We start from the raw sequence: 16,683 nt of genomic DNA on the forward strand, positions 1-16,683 counted from the left end.
GCTACTCTTTCTTCAGCAAATAACCAATGCCGCGTACGGTAATAATCCTTTCTTTACCGATCTTGCGCCGTAAATTATGCATGTGCACTTCCAGCGAGTTGCTTTCCACACTGTCGCCGTGGCCGAACAGCCGCTGCTCCAACACCGCTTTGCGCACCACGGTGCCGGCGCAGCGCATCAGTTCGTGCAACAGGTGATACTCTTTTTTCGACAGCATCAGCAGCTCGTTATCCAGCGTCACCTGATGGTTGACCGGATCGAGATACAGCGTGCCGAGGCTCCAGGTTTGCGAAGCAAAGCCGGCCATACGCCGGTTGACCGCCTTGACGCGCGAGATGAGTTCGAGTAGCGCAAAGGGTTTGGCCAGAAAGTCGTCCGCGCCGGAGTCCAGGCTGTTCACCAGGCTTTCGATGCGGTCGCGAGCGGTCAGGATGATGATCGGGATATTTTGCCCGGCGGCCCGCCAGGCGATCAGCTTCTGCAAACCGTCGCCGTCCGGCAGCGTGAGATCCAACAGCATCAAATCGAACCCGCCGGATGAAAGTTTATTTTCCGCGTCGGCGAGCAGGCGCACCCAGCATAAATTAAAGCCGGCCAGCTCCAATGCGCGGCACAGCGCCTTGCCTAATTGCAGGTCGTCTTCCACCAACAGTATGTTCACGTTTTTTCCGCTGAGATCTTTGAGTCGCGCTTATCTAACTATAACGTTGACGGGAAGACAACGGGGAAACCTGCACTGCCTGCACGTTCTTAAGCAAACCTTAATCTGGCTTTAATCTCGCGTTAAGGGAGCAAGAGGGAATTTCAGTTATTTTGCTGCCATTCGATACCACAACAGAAGGAGCGAAACATGCTGACTGACGGTTCCCCGCCCGCGGGCACCTCGCGGCGGCTGATATATGCAGGCGTGGCGGCCGTGCTCGTTCTGTTGATGCTGTCTTTTCGCGGCGACACACAGAGCCATGGCCATAGCGGCCTGCATGCTGCCGGCTTGCAACGGATGCATCAGGTGACGACGCCGGACGCCTACGGCTGCGTCAAAGCGCGCATTAAAAAGCAGCTGCGGCGCCTGGCTCAGCTTTAAAGCGTTTTTTAGAGCGCGGCTCTATACTCTGACGGGCAAACGGGGCGCCTGCGCGCAGGCCGCTGTGTTGATATCGCCAACCAGAGAAAAACAATATGACGACAGTGGCATTGGTCACAGGCGCGAGCCGGGGAATTGGTCGCGCGACCGCTTTGCTGCTGGCCCGGCAGGGCTATGCGGTGGGTGTGAATTACCTGCGCGACGAAAGCGCGGCGCGGCAGGTGGTGGCGGAGATTGAGGCGCAGGGCGGCAAGGCGCTGGCGTTGCAGGCCGACGTGGCCGACGAGGCGCAGGTGATGGCGATGTTCGCTACGCTGGACGCCGGGCTGGGCACGCTCAGCGCGCTGGTCAACAATGCCGGGATTCTGTTCCAGCAGGCGAACATTGAACAGTTGACCGCCGAGCGCATCAATCAGGTGCTCGGCACCAACGTGACCGGTTACTTCCTGTGTTGCCGCGAGGCGGTGAAGCGCATGGCGCTGCGCCATGGCGGGCAGGGCGGCGCTATCGTCAACGTTTCCTCCGCGGCGTCCCGGTTGGGGGCCGCGGGGGAATACGTCGATTACGCCGCCTCGAAAGGCGCCGTCGATACCCTGACCATCGGGTTATCGCGCGAGGTGGCGGCGCAGGGCATCCGCGTCAACGGCGTACGGCCCGGATTCATCTATACCGAGATGCACGCCAGCGGCGGCGAGCCCGGCCGGGTGGATCGCGTGAAGGACAGTTTACCGATGCAGCGCGGCGGGCAGCCGCAGGAAGTGGCGGAGGCGATCGCTTGGCTGCTGTCTGACGCTGCGTCTTACGTGACCGGCACTTTTATCGAGGCAGCAGGCGGGCGTTGAATGCATGAGGGGGTTTTGACATCCCGTCGTGCGGAGTGTATTTTGATTAAATAACAATCAAAATGTAGTTACAAAAATGTATGTTTATTTTGAATGGAATCAGGATAAAAATCACAGCAACCAGCGTAAACACCGCGTCAGTTTTGAGATTGCGCAACGGGTTTTTCTGGATCCCAACCATTTGGCCGTGCTGGAGAGGATCGAGGGCGGAGAAGAACGCTGGCAAACGCTCGGTATGGTCGGCTCCTGTTTGTTGCTGCTGGTGGCGCATACGACGATCGAAACGGATGTCGAAGGCGATACAGTAGAGATCGTGCGTATCATTTCAGCACGCAAGGCCGATGCCAAAGAGAGGGGAAGATATGAAGCGCAAAAATTCAGCCAAAAATCTGGCGCATAGCGTACTCCCTCCGTTGACGGAGGAGCAGAAAGCGCAAATTGCTTCACTGAGCGCGCTGCCGGATGAGGATATCGATTATACCGATGCCCCGGCCCTGGGTGAGGAGAAGTGGCAGGCTGCGGTTCAGGGGCGTTTTTATAAACCGATGAAAGTATCGAAAACCATCCGAATCGATGCGGATGTGTTGGCCTGGCTTCAGCGGCCAGGCAAGGGCTATCAGAAACGCCTGAACGCTGTGCTGCGTGAGGCGATGTTGAAAGAGCATGAGCACGAGGAATAATTTGTGTCAGGTGGCTAACGGTCCGGTGAGATTCTCACCGGATTTTTTTTGCTGTTTTTTAAGGCAACGCCTACCAACGTCGGCCACCTCTCGACGGAGCTCGGTCAAAACTATAAAACGGTCATTCCGCGGAGCGTGAAATGTGACCGTTTACCGTTTATCTCCTGCTCATCGGCAGAACAGGGTCATCATAACTATTCCCGGTAATATCCTGCGCCACGGGGTTACCCGTCGTGCAGCAGCGCGCTGCGGAATGACAGGATATGCGCCTGCGCGGCCTCGGCGGCGGCGGCGCTGTCTTGTGCGGCCAGCGCGGCGATAATTGCCCGGTGTTCGTCGATCACTTCGCGCATATGCCCTTCCCGCGACAGGGTGCTGGCCCAAAAACGCTGCGCCCTGGCGTGCAGCACACTCAGGATATCCGCCAGCATGTTATTGCCGGCGATCTGCGCCAGCTCCTGGTGAAACTCATGATCGAGTGTCATCATTCGCACTCTATCTCGCTCCTGGCTCGCGGCTTCGATTTGCCGATTGAGTTCGGTCAGCGTCGCGATTTGCCTCTCGGTAATCCTCTGGCTCGCCAGCTGCATGCACAGCATCTCGTTAGCCAGCCTTACTTCGATCAATTCCAACGCATCGTCCATCGACAACGGTGAAACCATCACGCCTTTGCGCGGGATGACCTGCAGTAACCCCTCGTTGGCCAAGCGGTGGATTGCCTGATTTATCGGCGTTCTGCCCATATCCAGATCGTTCATCACCTGCGCGGTATTGAGATATTCGCCCGGCTTGTAGCTGAGTGTGACCAGCGCCTGTTTGAAGCGCCGGTAGGCCAGCTCGTTCAGTGAGACGCCGGCTTCTTCCGTCATCGGGCGCTGCGGGCTTTCTGCGTCAACAGTCTTCACGTTTTGCTCCTGCAAGAAGAAAGTTTTTAGACATAGTACACAAAAACATGGCATGAAAATCGCTTATTTGGTAACTAAAGATATAGTGAAATTTCACAGTGTTTTAACAAGAGGGACGAAACTGCCATGAGACTGACCTTCACTTTACCTGAATCCCGCGGCGCGGCGACGTTGAATGTTGAGATTGATCATCTGGTGATCGCCGGTTGGACCGGGCGCGATCGCGAAGCGATCTTGCACCATATTCGTGAATTGGCCGAGCTGGGCGTGCCCCAGCCCAGTGCAATCCCCCTGTTTTACCGCGTTGCCGCCAATCAGTTGAGCCAGCAAGAGACCATTGAAGTCATTGGCAACGCGACGTCCGGCGAAGCGGAGCCGCTGATTTTTGCCCATCGCGGCGAACTGTTCGTGTCATTGGCGTCCGATCACACCGATCGTCAACTCGAAGCGCACAGCGTGGCGCTGTCGAAACAGATTTGCGTTAAACCGGTGGCGCGAGCCGCCTGGCCGCTGCAGGAGGTGCTGGAACATTGGGACAGTTTGATCTTGCGTTCGTGGATCAAGGAAGAGGGCGAATGGCGATTGTATCAACAGGGCAGCCTTGCCGCACTGCGTACGCCCGGTGATTTGCTGGAGCGTTACTTCACCGGTATGCAGCCGCCGGAGTGCGGGCTGGCGCAACCGCAAACGCCCAACGGGTTGGCGATGACTTGCGGCACGGTGGCGGCGATCGGCGGCATTCGACCGGCCGGCGAGTTTCGCATGGAACTGGTGGACGATGTGCTTGGGCGCACCATCAGTCACGGTTATCGCAGCATTGAACTGCCGGTGGTGGCGTGATGAAAAAGCTGACGTTGATGCAGGCCAGCGCCGGCCTGGCTAGCGGGGAGTTCACCGCAGCGCAGCTGACCGCCGCCGCTTTGGCGCAGATCGCCGATGAGCGGGGGGAGGGCGCGCGCGCGTTTACGCGAACCTACGCCGAGTGGGCGCAACGGCAAGCGCAGGCCTCCGATCGGCGGCGCGCCGCCGGCTCGCCGCTGTCGGCGCTGGATGGCGTGCCTGTCTCAATCAAGGATCTGTTTGATGTGGCCGGTGAGGTGACCACGGCGGGCTCGCGCGTGTTAGCCGACGCGCCGCCCGCGGAAAAGCACGCTGCGGTAGTGGAACGGCTGTTGCAAGCCGGCGCGGTGGTGGTGGGCAAAACGACGATGACGGAATTCGCCTATTCCGGGCTGGGCATCAACCCGCATTACGGGACGCCGGCCAACCCCTGGGAGCGCCAGGCGGCACGCATTCCCGGCGGCTCCTCTTCCGGTGCGGCGGTGGCGGTGGCCGACGGCATGTGCCTGGGCGCGATTGGCAGCGATACCGGCGGGTCGGTACGCATTCCCGCCGCGCTGTGCGGGTTGACCGGGTATAAACCCACTGCACGGCGCATCAATGACGCTGGCTTATTGCCGCTGTCGCCTTCGCTGGATTCGATCGGCGTGATCGCTCATGACGTCGGCAGCTGTATTGCGCTGGACGCACTGATTGCCGACAGCCCGCTGCGGGTGCCGCAAAAAAGCTTGGCGCAGGCGCATTTTGCCGTGCCGCAAACGGTGGTGCTGGATGAACTGCAGCCGGCGGTTGCCGAGGCATTCCAGCGCAGCCTGCAATGCCTGTCTCAGGCGGGGGCGCAGATTGAATTCATTCCCGCTACGGCGTTCGCCGAACTGGCCGCGTTCAATGCCAACGGTGGTTTCACCGCCCTGGAGTCCTGGCGCTGGCATCAAGTGTTGATCGCTGAACGGGCCGAGGGCTATGACCCGCGGGTGCTGTCGCGCATTCGCCGCGGTGCATCCTTGGGCGACGCCGATCTGCAGCTGTTGCAGCGGCAACGCGCCGACTGGCAGCGGCGGATTACGGCGGAGCTGCAGAGGTTTGACGCTCTGCTGATGCCGACCGTGCCGATGATTGCGCCAACTATCGGCGAGCTGGCGGCGGATGATGCCTACTTCCGTTGCAACGGACTGATGCTGCGCAATCCCGCGATCGTCAATTTCCTCGACGGCTGTGCGCTGTCCTTGCCCTGCCAGCGGCCGGGCGCCGCGCCGATCGGCCTGATGCTGGCGGGCTTGCCGATGTGTGATGAGGCGCTGCTGGGATGGGCGCTGGCGATCGAACGCCGTCTTGCCGAGGCGTGATTTTCCGGTGGGCGCAGGCCTGCCTTTTGAGATGACCAGGAGAATATCCATGAACGATTCCCCGAACGGAATGCTGTTTGTCGCGACGGATGTCGCCACGCAGGATGATGCGGATTTCAATCGCTGGTATGACCGCGAACACGTGGAGGAGCGGGTGCGGGTGCCCGGCTTTTTATCCGGCACACGCTATCGGGCATTGCAGGGCGGGCGTCAATATTTGGGGCTGTATAAAACCGAATCGTTGGCCAGTTTTACCTCCGAAGCCTATCGCGCCGCGTTTCAACACCAAACGCCTTGGTCGGTGGCCAGCCTGGAGAAAATGCGTGATCCAATGCGCCGGGTGTGTGCGGTGGAGGCGGTCACCGGCCAAGGGTGCGGCAGTCATCTCTGTATCTTCGTGCTGCCGTCGGCGGCATCGGAAGCGCTGCATGCCCGCATCTTGCAACTGGGCGCGCGGCTGGCTGAACAGCCTGGCTTTGTGCGCAGCAGCCTGTTAACGCCGGATGCCGAACTCAGTTCCCCGCTGCCGAAAGAATCGCGAGAAAACCGCCGAATGCTGCCGATGCTATTGATCGAAAGCAGCGACGCCGAAGCCGGCCTGCGTTTAAGCGAGCAGACCGCTGAAGCGCTGAACATGCCCGCCGCCGATGCCTGGCACTATGCCCTTGGCTGGCAACTGACCGCACAGGAGCTGACATCATGAACGCATACACCACTGAAACGGCACAGGCTGCCGCGCCGGCCGCGGAAAGTGCCGCCGCACCGCCCAATACCGGCAAGCTGGCGGCGGCCAGCTCGATCGGCACGGCGTTGGAATGGTACGATTTCACCGTCTACAACATCATGGCCGCGTTGATTTTCAACCATGTATTCTTCCCATCGTTCGATCCGCTGGTGGGCACGATTCTGGCGTTCTCCACTTACGCGGTGGGTTATGTTTCCCGGCCGATCGGTGGCATCGTGTTCGGCCACCTTGGCGATGTGTTGGGGCGGCGCTTTGTACTGGTCACCACGCTGGTGATCATGGGCGTGACCACGGCGCTGATGGGATTGTTGCCCGGCTATGCCAGCTGGGGGATTTGGAGCCCGTTGCTGCTGGTGACGCTGCGCTTTATTCAGGGCATTGCGCTGGGCGGAGAATGGGCGGGGGCGGTGCTGTTGTCGATGGAACACGGTAAGCCGCATCAGCGCGGGCGCAACGCGTCCTTTGCTCAGGTAGGGCCGTCCTGCGGTTCGCTGATCGGCACCGGCCTGATTACGCTGGTGACGTTGGCGATGTCGGCGGACGATTTCCAGCAATGGGGCTGGCGGATCCCGTTCCTGCTGAGCCTGGTGCTGGTCATCTTCGGTTTGTGGCTGCGTCGGGGAGTGGGTGAGACGCCGGCATTTTTGCAACTGGAGGCATCGAAAGATGTTACGCAGTCGCCGATCCGCGAAGTCTTCACGCAGCACATGCGCCCACTGCTGATCGCCGGCGGATCGCGTATCGGCTCTGACGTGCTCTATGCGTTGGTGGTCGTGTTCACGTTGACCTACGTCACCACCGTGCTGAATCTGCCGCGCCCGCTGGCGCTGGGCGCCACCATGCTGGGGGCGATAGGTAACGCCGTCGCGGTACCGCTGTTTGGCGCATTGTCGGATCGCTTCGGCCGTCGTCCGGTGTATATCGGCGGTGCATTGGCGGCGATCGCGTGGGCGTTTGCATTCTTTGTCCTGCTCGACAGCAGTCAACCGGTGTTGATCTGCATGGCAGTGGTGATCGGGCTGTTGATCCATGCGGCGATGTATGGGCCACAGGCGGCATTCATCACGGAACAGTTCCCGACACGGGTGCGTTATGCCGGATCGTCGTTAGCCTATACCTTGGCGGGGATTATCGGTGGCGGCTTTGCCCCGCTGATCATCACTTCGTTGTTTAAATCTTACGACAGCACGCTGGCGATTTCCGCCTATGTCGCGTTGGCTCTGCTTATCACGCTTTGGGCGGTATGGGCGGCGCGGGAAACGGCGCATAAGCCGCTGTAAATAGAATGCCGGGCTACTTTAGGCCCGGCGTTCGGTCAAAACCACAAAAACGGTCATTAATGGTCATATTGCGGAACGTGGAATTGTGACCGTTTACCGTTTCTCTCCTGTCTGCCTAAGACGCACGCGCATCATAACTGCCTGTTACTCCACACTTTCATAATTATTCATTTCATTTTCCTCCCGATTTTTTTGACAACTATCACACCGCTATCGTTGACCGATCGCGGGGCGATGCGCTTTGCGTCTGCGCGCAAAACGCGGCGCGGCAAATCGATATCGTAATCATCGTCCTGGAGGAGAAAAGAAACATGCTGCCTGTAGAACGTCATCGCTTTATCACCGAAGTCTTGAGCCAGCGCGGCCGCGTGATGGTGCAGGAGGTGGCGCAGCTGTGCCACATCTCTATCGAGACGGCGCGGCGTGATCTGGCCTTGCTGGAACGGCGCGGCCTGCTGCTGCGCAGCCACGGCGGCGCGGTCTTCGTCGAGCCGCCGGCGGTGGAGAAAACCTATGTGCCCGCCGAGATAGACCAGGGGGAATCTTTCCGCCAGCGCAGCAACGAGGCGCCGGAGCAGAAAACGCGCATCGCCAAACGCGCGCTGGAGTTTATCGCGCCGGGGGATTGCCTGCTGCTGGACAGCAGCTCCACCAGCTGGTTTTTGGCGCGCCAACTGCCGGATATCTCGCTGGTGGTGTTGACCAACTCGCTGCACATCATCCAGACGCTGGCCTGCAAGGCCAACGTGCGCACCATCGGACTGGGGGGCGAGTATTCCGCCAAGTATGAGGATTTTATCGGCGTGCTGGCGGAGCAGATGCTGAAAGAGTTCGTGATCAACAAGCTGTTTTTCTCCTGTCACGGCATCTGCCAGGACGGCGGCATCCGCGAAAGTAACGAGCACCATGCGCGGCTGAAGCAGCAGATGCTGCTGGCGTCGGAACGCAAGTTCCTGCTGGTGGACAGCAACAAGTTCGGCCGCCGCTCGTTCGCGCGCATCTGCCACTACCGGGAGATAGATACCTTAATCACCGATCGGCTCAGTGACGACGAATTTCGTCAGGAACTGGCCTGGAACAACGTCGACGTGATTGAAGTTTCACCCGCCGCGAAAAGGGCGGCGCGATAACAACAACGAAACCCCCTTATTTACAGCCAACACTTGTGGAGAGAGAACAATGAAAAAATCCGTACTGGTCGGTCTGTTTGCCTCGCTGCTGCTGTCGCTATCCGCGCAGGCGGCGGACAAGCTGAAAATGGGCGTGGTGGTGAAGATCGGCGGCATTCCGTGGTTCAACGCCATGGAGGCCGGCATCAAAAGCGAAGGCGCCAAACGCGGCATCGACGCCTGGATGGTCGGGCCGACGGCGGCGGATCCGGCGCTGCAGGTGCGCGCCATCGAAGATCTGATCGCGCAGAAGGTGGCCATCATCGGCGTGGTGCCGAACGACGCCCGGGTGCTGGAGCCGGTGCTCAAGCGCGCGCAGGAGGCGGGCATCAAGGTGATCGTGCACGAATCCCCCGGCCAGAAGTACGCCGACTGGGACTTTGAGCTGGTGGACGCCTCGCAGCACGGGGTCAACCACATGAAAGCGTTGGCCACCTGCATGAAAGAGCAGGGCAAGTACGCGGTGTACGTCGGCAGCCTGACGGTGCCGCTGCATATCACCTGGTCGGACTCGGCCATCAACTACCAGAAGCAGCACTACCCGAACATGCAGCTGGTGGGCGACAAGTTCGGCGTGGGGGAATCGCTGGATGACAGCGTGCGCACCACCAACGATTTGATGGCCAAATATCCCGATCTGAAAGGCGTGCTGGCGTTCGGATCGCAGGGGCCGATCGGCGCCGGGCGCGCGGTGCTCAACCGCGGCAAAAGCAACGATATCTGCGTCATCGGGCCGTTCAGCCCGGGCCAGGGCGCTTCGCTGGTCAATCGCGGCGCCATCAAGGGCGGTTACATCTGGAACCCGATGGTGGCGGGCGAAGTGTTCGTGCGCATCGCCGACATGATGCACAAGGGAGAAAAGATCACCGACGGCATGACCATCGAAGGCATGGGCAAGGTGCAGGTGGATGCACAGCAGCACACCATTCTCGGCAACGCCAGCGAAAGCCTGGATAAGCAAAACCTGCCGAAGCTGGTGAAGATGGGGCTGTAATCATGGCGATTTCCGGCAATACGGCAACCCAGGGCGCGCCGCTGATCGCGCTGCAACAGCTGTCGATGACCTTTGGCGGGCAGCGTGCGCTGAACGCTATCTCGCTGGCGCTGATGCCGGGGGAAGTGCACTGCCTGGCCGGCACCAACGGCTGCGGCAAGAGTACGTTGATCAAGGCGATCGTCGGCGTGTATCAACCGGACGACGGCAGCCGCATCACCATCGACGGGCAAACCTTCGGTCGGTTGTCGCCGGATCAGGCGCACGCCTTCGGCATTCAGGTGATCTACCAGGATCTGTCGCTGTTTCCCAACCTGACGGTGGCGGAAAACATCGCCTTCGAGCACAACCTGCATGGGTTGCTGGGATGGTACCGCCCGGCACGGCTGCGGCGCACCGCCGAGCGCCTGCTACAGGAGCTGAGTTTCCATCTGGATCTCGACAAACGGGTGGCGGAGCTGCCGATCGCCCAGCGCCAGCAGGTGGCGATCTGCCGCGCGCTGGTGGCGGAGGCGCGGCTGGTGATCATGGATGAACCGACCGCCTCGCTGACCCGCACCGAGGTCAATCAGCTGCTGCGCACGGTGGATTACCTGAAAGCGAAAGGCATCTGCGTGGTGTTCGTCAGCCACCGGCTGGACGAGGTGCTGGAGATTTCGGATCGCGTCACGGTGATCCGCGACGGCAACAAGATCGGCACCTGGCCGGCGGCGGAGATCACCGGCGATCGTCTGACCGAGCTGATGACCGGTCTGAAGCTGGACTATCGCCTGAAGTCACCCAGCATGAATAAGGATCGGGTGCTGCTGGAGGCGGATCGCCTCAGCCGCGCCGGGCAATACCAGGACGTGAGCTTCCGGCTGCATCAGGGCGAGGTGCTCGGTCTATGCGGGCTGCTCGGCTCCGGGCGCACCGAGCTGGCGCTGAGCCTGTTCGGCATGACTCGGCCGGACAGCGGCAAGCTCTACCTCGACAGCAAACCGGTGCGCTTTCGCGGCCATGAGGACGCGATCAAGGCCGGCATCGGCTACGTCTCGGAGGATCGCCTGACGCTCGGCCTGGTGCAGCAACAGTCGGTGGCGGACAACGCGGTGCTGACCATTCTCGATAAGCTGCGCGGGCGTTTTCGCCTGATTGACGACTACCGCAAGAATCGCATCGTCACGGAGTGGATCGCCAAACTCGGCGTGCGGGTGGCGGATCCGGAGCAGGCGGTTTCGACGCTGTCCGGCGGCAATCAGCAAAAGATCGTGTTGGCCAAGTGGGTACTGACCCAACCGCGGATCCTGATCCTCGACTCGCCGACCGTCGGCGTCGACGTCGGCGCCAAGGCCAGCATCTACCAACTGATCCATCTGCTGGCGCAGGAGGGGATCGCCATTTTGCTGATCTCCGACGAAGTGCCGGAGGTGTATTACAACTGCGATCGGGTGCTGCACTTCAGCGGCGGCAGCGTGATCGGTGAGTACCTGCCGGGGCAGGTGAGTCAGCAACAGCTGGCGGAGGCGGTCAATGCGTAGATTCAGCCTGAAACCGCGCGGCAACGAAGGCTACCTGGCCTGGGTACTGCTGCTGACGGTCATCGTCTTTTCGCTGCTCAGCGAGCAGTTTTTAACGGTGCAAAACCTGCTCGATCTCTGCGAAAGCTATGCGGTGAGCGGCATCTTCGCCCTCGGTCTGTTCGTGGTGCTGGTGACCGGCGGCATCGATATCTCCTTCGCTGCGGTGGCCTCGGTGGTGCAGTACCTGATCGCCACGCTGGCGACCCATTACGGCCTGGCCAGCCCGATGGGCAGCATTCTGCTGGCGTTGGCGATCGGCGCCGCGCTGGGCATGGTCAACGCGCTGCTGATCTACTGCCTGCGCATCGTCTCGATCATCGTCACCATCAGCATGCAGGCGTTGCTGTTCGGCATGCTGATGTGGCTGACCAACGGCCGCAGTCTGTACGCGCTGCCGGACTGGTGGACGCTGCCGCGCAGCGTGCTGCCGTTCCAGTTGGGTGAACAGAGCTATCAGCTCGGTTTGCCGACGCTGGTGATGCTGGCGGTGGCGCTGCTGACCTGGCTGCTGCTGAACAAGACGCACCTCGGGCGCCAGCTGTTTGCCGTCGGCGGCGATGCGGAATCGGCGCGGCGCATCGGCATCCGCGTCGGCCTGCTGCACCTGTTCGCCTATGGCTATCTGGGCGTGATGGCGGCGATCGGCGGCCTGGTGCAGGTGTACCGCATGGGCGAAGTGGTGCCCAATGCGCTGGTGGGCGGTGAGCTCGACGTACTGGCGGCGGCGGTGCTGGGCGGCGCCAGTTTGAACGGCGGCAAGGGCAGCGTGATCGGCACGCTGATGGGCGTATTCCTGATCGGCGTGCTGAAAAACGGCCTCAACCTGATCGGCGTGTCCAGCTACTTCATGAACGTGGTGATCGGCCTGGTGATCGTCGCGGCGATCACCGTCACTCACTACAAGAAACGCAAAGAAACCGACGTCGGTTTCGCCTGAGGAGCGCCTGATGGGCAACTACCTGAAATTTCGTCCGGACGGCACCGCCGTCGGCCTGTTGGCGCTGCTGCTGGCGGTGGTGCTGGCCTTCAGCCTGCTGATGCCGGGGCGCTTCTTCAGCGGCGCCACCTTCACCAGCGTGGCGTTCCAGCTGCCGGAGCTGGGCCTGCTGACCCTGGCGATGTTCATCCCGATCCTCAGCGGCGGCCTGAACCTGTGCATTATCGCCAGCGCCAACCTGACCAGCCTGCTGATGGCCTGGCTGTTCATCAGCTATCTGCCGCCGGACGCCGGATTGGGATTGCAGGCGCTGTGGCTGGTGTTGGCGCTGGCGGCGGCGATGCTGCTGGCCGTGACGATCGGCGCGGCGACCGGCGCGCTGGTAGCCTACGTCGGCGCCCATCCGATTCTGGTGACGCTGGCGACCATGACTACGGTCAACGGCATCGGCATCTACCTGACGCGCGGCGCGGCCCTGAGCGGCATGCCGGAGATCGTGCGGTTTATCGGCGCCGAGCGCGTGCTGGGCGTGCCGGTGCCGCTGTGGATCTTTCTGGCGGTCGCCGTGCTGCTGGCGCTGTTCTTGCAGAAAACCCGGCTCGGCAAATGCATCTACATGAGCGGCAGCAACATCAACGCCACCCACTTCAGCGGCGTGAATACCCATCGGGTGCTGATCGCCATTTACACCCTCTCCAGCCTGCTGTGCGTCATTGCCGGGCTGGTGATGATGGCGCGCTTCAACTCGGCGCGCATGGGCTACGGCGACTCTTATCTGCTGCTGACGGTGCTGGCGATCATTCTGGGCGGCACCGATCCGTTCGGCGGTTTTGGTCGGGTCAGCGGCGTGGTGCTGGCGCTGATCGTGCTGCAGGTGATCGCCACCGGTTTGAACCTGATGAACGTCAGCCCGCACTTCAGTCTCGCGATGTGGGGCGCGGTGCTGATTGCGGTGCTGGCGCTGAAATTTTTCCGCCATCGCTATCGGCAGCGGCGGGCGATGCGCCGCAGCGCGGCCCAGGCCAGAGCCGCGGCGGGCCACTGATCCTTTTTCCCTTTTGCGCAGGATAACGCTAATGAAATACCAGATTTCACCTTCACTGATGTGCATGAACCTGATGGATATCCGGCAGCAATTGGCGGTGCTGAACCGCCGCGCCGATATGCTGCATATCGACATCATGGACGGGCACTACGTTAAAAACATCACGCTGTCGCCGTTCTTTATCGAACAGATCCGCCCGCACACCTCGTTGCTGCTGGACGTGCATCTGATGGTGGAGAACCCGACCGATTTTATCGACCCGATCGCCCGCGCCGGCGCGGACTTTATCTGCCCGCACGCCGAAACCATCAACCGCGACGCGTTCCGGGTGATCAACCAGATCCGCGCGCTGGGCAAAAAAGTGGGGGTGGTGCTGAACCCGGCTACGCCGGTGGAGTTTATCCGCCACTACCTTCATCTGCTGGACAAGGTTACGGTGATGACCGTCGATCCGGGCTATGCCGGGCAGCCGTTCATTCCCGAAATGCTGGAAAAGATCCGCCAGTTGCGCGATCTGAAACGCCAGCAAAACCTGAGCTATCTGATCGAGATCGACGGATCCTGCAATCAGCGCACCTACCGCGATCTGATGGGCGCCGGCGCGGAAGTGTTGATCGTCGGCAGCTCCGGGCTGTTCAACCTCGATCCGGATCTGGAGACGGCATGGGAAAAAATGCTGGATCAGATGCGGCAGGCGGCCTGAGGCGGGGGACATGATGCGGCATTTTCTTGGCGTAGACGTCGGCGGCACCAACACCCGCCTGCTGTTGATGGATGATGACGGCGAGTTCAGCGGGTACCGCAAGATAGCGACCGCCGATTGGGCACGGCAGGCCGATCCGCTGGTGGCGTTGGGCCGCCTGATCGCCGGGCATTGCCAGGATCGGCAGGTGGCGCAGGTGATGCTTGGGCTGCCGGGGATCCTCAGCCGCGATCGCTCGCGGGTGCTGTCGCTGCCGTTCATTCCGGCGCTGGATGCCCAGCCGGTGGCGGCGCTGTTGGCCGATTTGCTGGCGCTGCCGGTGCGGATGGATAAAGACGTCAATCACCTGCTGTGGTGGGACTTGCAGCAGCTGCCGGCGCTGCCGCAGGTGGCGGTGGGGCTGTATTTGGGCACCGGCATGGGCAACAGCCTGTGGCTGAACGGCGATTTTTACCACGGGGCGCACGGCGCCGCCGGCGAGCTGGGGCACATTCCCTGGCCGGGCCATCAGGGCGAGTGCCCGTGCGGTAAACGGGGCTGCGTCGAGAGCCTGACCTCCGGCCACTGGCTGACCGGCTGGGCGCGCGCCAACGCGGCGCAAACGCCGTTCGAACGGCTGTTCGAACGCCACGGCGATCATCCGGATCTGCGGCGCTTCGTCGAACGATTGGCGCAGACCATCGCCATCGAAATGAACGTGCTCGATCCAGAGCGACTGATGCTGGGCGGCGGCGTGATCGCCATGAGCGGTTTCCCGTTGGCGCAGCTGGAGCACGAGATCCGCCGCCATCTGCGCGGGCCGCAGCCGGCGCAGGGGCTGGCGATCTCCGTCAGCCGCCTGACCGATGAAACCGGCAGCAAAGGCGCCTGCCTGGCCGCCCGGCGCTACCTCCAATTGAGCAGGGAGTACCCGCAATGAAAGGCAAAGTCTGCGTGTTCGGTTCGTTCAACCTGGATATCGTCGCCGGCATGGCGCGCTTTCCGCAGCCCGGCGAATCGCTGATCGCCCGCAACAGCATGATGGGGGCGGGCGGTAAGGGGGCCAACCAGGCCACCGCCGCGCTGCGCGCCGGGGCGCGGGTGCATTATATCGGCAAGGTGGGGCGCGACGACTTCGGCACCTTCGCCCGGCGCCATCTCGCCGCCGCCGGTTTCGATGCGGTGACGCTGTTCTCGACCGGCGATTGCCCGACCGGCAATGCGCTTATCTATGTTGCCGGCGAGGAGGCGGAGAACATGATCGCCGTCGATCCTGGCGCCAACCTGACGGTCAGCGAAGATGAGGTGCGCCAGTGCCGGCCGGCGATCGCGGCGGCGGATATTCTGTTGACCCAGCTGGAGAACAATCTGCCGGCGATTGAGCAGGTGATCGCCATCGCCCGCGAGGCGCAGACGTTCATCATTCTCAACCCGGCGCCGTTTCAGCCGGTGCCGGACAGCCTGCTGGCACAGGTCGATATGCTGACGCCCAACGCCACCGAGTGTACGTTGCTGACCGGCGTGCCGGTGCGGGATGTGGCTTCGGCGCGCCAGGCGGCGCAGGTGCTGCATGCCAAAGGCATTCGCTTACTGATCGTGACCTTGGGCACGCAGGGGGCGTTGTTCTCGGACGGGGAAAACAGCGAGCTGATCCCGGCGTTTCCGGCGCAGCCGAAAGACACCACCGGCGCGGGCGATGCGTTTAACGGCGCCCTGGCGGCGCAGCTGGCGAATCAGGTGCCGTTAGCCGATGCGGTGCGCTTCGCCGCCGCTTACGCGGCGGTCTGCGTGGAGCGCGCCGGGGCGGCGGGATCGATGCCGAGCTATGAGGAGGCGTTGGAACGCCAGCGGGCGTTCGCTTGACGTTGACGGGCTGCGGCGAAGAGGCGGCAGCCCGGTTCACTTACTTCAACCAGCCTTTGCGCTGCGCATCCCGCAGGTGTTGCTCCATGTGGTGCCACAGCTCGGGGTGCACGTCGGCGATCGATGCATTGCGCGCCAGCACCTGCTCCAGGCTGATGCCGTTTTCCACCCAGCTCTGGCCTTCATTGTGCAGGTTCATCAGCATCGGCATGGTGCGATCCAGCAGCAAGGCGAAGCGTGCATCGGCGCTTTCGCCATCTTCATATTCTTGCCATAAAGCGGTGAAATACTCGCGCTGAGCCTCCGGCAACATGCCGAACAGGCGGCGCGCCGCCGCCACTTCCTGATCGTGGATCGCCGCGCGGGCCGCCAGATCGTAGACCAGCACGTCGCCGGCGTCGATTTCCACAATGTCATGCAGCAGTGCCATCTGGATCACGCGCTGAATGTCTACGTCAGCACCGGCGTAGGGCGCCAGGCTCATGGCGGCGATGGCGAAGTGCCAACTGTGTTCGGCGGAGTTTTCCTGGCGCTGGGTGCCCAGCACTTTGGTGCGGCGTTGCACGCCTTTCAACTTATCGATTTCCATCAGGAACTGGATGACCTGGGTCATTGTGCCGAAATCTAACGCGGGTACAGCGGATGACATGGTGTAAACCTCAAGGTGGGTGGGTTGAAGCCTGACGATTGTAGACCACCGGGCGGGCGA

The 16,683-nt window shown here is 61.7% G+C and carries 19 protein-coding genes; 16 read left to right on the top strand and 3 right to left on the bottom strand.

What is annotated here, in order from left to right; all coding sequences use genetic code 11:
- Position 1: 1 nt before the first annotated feature.
- On the bottom strand, positions 2-661 hold the full coding sequence (locus tag ACJ8HB_RS18250; RefSeq protein WP_033654056.1) for a response regulator: 660 nt from the start codon (positions 659-661) through the stop codon (positions 2-4).
- Between the two features lie 189 nt (positions 662-850).
- Between ACJ8HB_RS18250 and ACJ8HB_RS18255 the strand changes: the two genes are divergently transcribed.
- The 4 genes from ACJ8HB_RS18255 (at position 851) to ACJ8HB_RS18270 (ending at position 2,606) form a co-directional block, all read left to right on the top strand.
- Positions 851-1,084 carry a hypothetical protein gene (locus tag ACJ8HB_RS18255; protein ID WP_047570628.1) on the top strand — a complete coding sequence of 78 codons (234 nt, stop codon included), beginning with the start codon at positions 851-853 and terminating at the stop codon, positions 1,082-1,084.
- A gap of 95 nt (positions 1,085-1,179) precedes the next feature.
- The gene (locus tag ACJ8HB_RS18260) at positions 1,180-1,926 is read left to right on the top strand and encodes an SDR family oxidoreductase (protein ID WP_047570630.1); all 747 of its coding nucleotides are present in this window, start codon (positions 1,180-1,182) and stop codon (positions 1,924-1,926) included.
- Positions 1,927-2,002: 76 nt separating this feature from the next.
- Positions 2,003-2,326, top strand: a complete 324-nt coding sequence (locus ACJ8HB_RS18265) for a BrnT family toxin (protein WP_047570632.1) — start codon at positions 2,003-2,005, stop codon at positions 2,324-2,326.
- The gene (locus ACJ8HB_RS18270; protein WP_033635847.1) at positions 2,289-2,606 is read left to right on the top strand and encodes a BrnA antitoxin family protein; all 318 of its coding nucleotides are present in this window, start codon (positions 2,289-2,291) and stop codon (positions 2,604-2,606) included. The genes ACJ8HB_RS18265 and ACJ8HB_RS18270 overlap by 38 nt, the downstream gene beginning before the upstream one ends.
- Before the next feature lie 224 nt (positions 2,607-2,830).
- On the opposite strand, the gene ACJ8HB_RS18275 is transcribed toward ACJ8HB_RS18270, so the two are convergent.
- Entirely contained in the window at positions 2,831-3,475 is a 645-nt protein-coding gene (locus ACJ8HB_RS18275; RefSeq protein ID WP_170929847.1) for a GntR family transcriptional regulator, read from the bottom strand.
- 162 nt (positions 3,476-3,637) lie between these two features.
- Here ACJ8HB_RS18275 and ACJ8HB_RS18280 point away from each other — a divergent pair, with 162 nt between their 5' ends.
- The 12 genes from ACJ8HB_RS18280 to rbsK all read left to right on the top strand — a co-directional run bounded on the left by ACJ8HB_RS18280 (position 3,638) and on the right by rbsK (position 15,974).
- Positions 3,638-4,351 carry a DUF2848 domain-containing protein gene (locus ACJ8HB_RS18280; protein ID WP_039567279.1) on the top strand — a complete coding sequence of 238 codons (714 nt, stop codon included), beginning with the start codon at positions 3,638-3,640 and terminating at the stop codon, positions 4,349-4,351.
- Positions 4,351-5,697 (top strand): amidase, encoded by a 1,347-nt coding sequence (locus ACJ8HB_RS18285; protein WP_047570635.1) that lies wholly within the window; start codon positions 4,351-4,353, stop codon positions 5,695-5,697. The genes ACJ8HB_RS18280 and ACJ8HB_RS18285 overlap by 1 nt, the downstream gene beginning before the upstream one ends.
- A gap of 49 nt (positions 5,698-5,746) precedes the next feature.
- Complete coding sequence (locus ACJ8HB_RS18290; RefSeq protein ID WP_047570637.1) at positions 5,747-6,400, top strand: DUF4286 family protein; 654 nt, start codon at positions 5,747-5,749, stop codon at positions 6,398-6,400.
- Positions 6,397-7,722 carry an MFS transporter gene (locus ACJ8HB_RS18295; RefSeq protein ID WP_033654062.1) on the top strand — a complete coding sequence of 442 codons (1,326 nt, stop codon included), beginning with the start codon at positions 6,397-6,399 and terminating at the stop codon, positions 7,720-7,722. Before ACJ8HB_RS18290 ends, ACJ8HB_RS18295 begins: the two co-directional genes overlap by 4 nt.
- A gap of 311 nt (positions 7,723-8,033) precedes the next feature.
- A complete protein-coding gene (locus ACJ8HB_RS18300; RefSeq protein WP_004931653.1) occupies positions 8,034-8,852 on the top strand; it encodes a DeoR/GlpR family DNA-binding transcription regulator in 819 nt (272 codons plus the stop codon).
- 49 nt (positions 8,853-8,901) lie between these two features.
- Positions 8,902-9,885 carry a substrate-binding domain-containing protein gene (locus ACJ8HB_RS18305; protein WP_047570639.1) on the top strand — a complete coding sequence of 328 codons (984 nt, stop codon included), beginning with the start codon at positions 8,902-8,904 and terminating at the stop codon, positions 9,883-9,885.
- A gap of 2 nt (positions 9,886-9,887) precedes the next feature.
- Positions 9,888-11,405: a sugar ABC transporter ATP-binding protein gene (locus ACJ8HB_RS18310; RefSeq protein WP_047570641.1), complete on the top strand. Its 1,518-nt coding sequence runs from the start codon at positions 9,888-9,890 to the stop codon at positions 11,403-11,405.
- A complete protein-coding gene (locus ACJ8HB_RS18315) occupies positions 11,398-12,384 on the top strand; it encodes an ABC transporter permease (protein WP_047570643.1) in 987 nt (328 codons plus the stop codon). The genes ACJ8HB_RS18310 and ACJ8HB_RS18315 overlap by 8 nt, the downstream gene beginning before the upstream one ends.
- Positions 12,385-12,394: 10 nt before the next feature.
- Positions 12,395-13,429 (top strand): ABC transporter permease, encoded by a 1,035-nt coding sequence (locus ACJ8HB_RS18320; protein ID WP_047570645.1) that lies wholly within the window; start codon positions 12,395-12,397, stop codon positions 13,427-13,429.
- 31 nt (positions 13,430-13,460) lie between these two features.
- Positions 13,461-14,132, top strand: a complete 672-nt coding sequence (alsE, locus tag ACJ8HB_RS18325) for a D-allulose 6-phosphate 3-epimerase (protein WP_033654065.1) — start codon at positions 13,461-13,463, stop codon at positions 14,130-14,132.
- Between the two features lie 10 nt (positions 14,133-14,142).
- Positions 14,143-15,051 (top strand): allose kinase, encoded by a 909-nt coding sequence (gene alsK / locus ACJ8HB_RS18330; protein WP_047570647.1) that lies wholly within the window; start codon positions 14,143-14,145, stop codon positions 15,049-15,051.
- Positions 15,048-15,974 (top strand): ribokinase, encoded by a 927-nt coding sequence (gene rbsK / locus ACJ8HB_RS18335; RefSeq protein WP_038871218.1) that lies wholly within the window; start codon positions 15,048-15,050, stop codon positions 15,972-15,974. Before alsK ends, rbsK begins: the two co-directional genes overlap by 4 nt.
- Before the next feature lie 40 nt (positions 15,975-16,014).
- Here rbsK and ACJ8HB_RS18340 read toward each other — a convergent pair whose 3' ends face one another.
- Entirely contained in the window at positions 16,015-16,623 is a 609-nt protein-coding gene (locus ACJ8HB_RS18340) for an HD domain-containing protein (RefSeq protein ID WP_047570649.1), read from the bottom strand.
- Positions 16,624-16,683: the final 60 nt, after the last annotated feature.

This window comes from Serratia sp. CY27727 (genome assembly GCF_052169275.1).
Lineage (GTDB): Bacteria > Pseudomonadota > Gammaproteobacteria > Enterobacterales > Enterobacteriaceae > Serratia > Serratia sarumanii.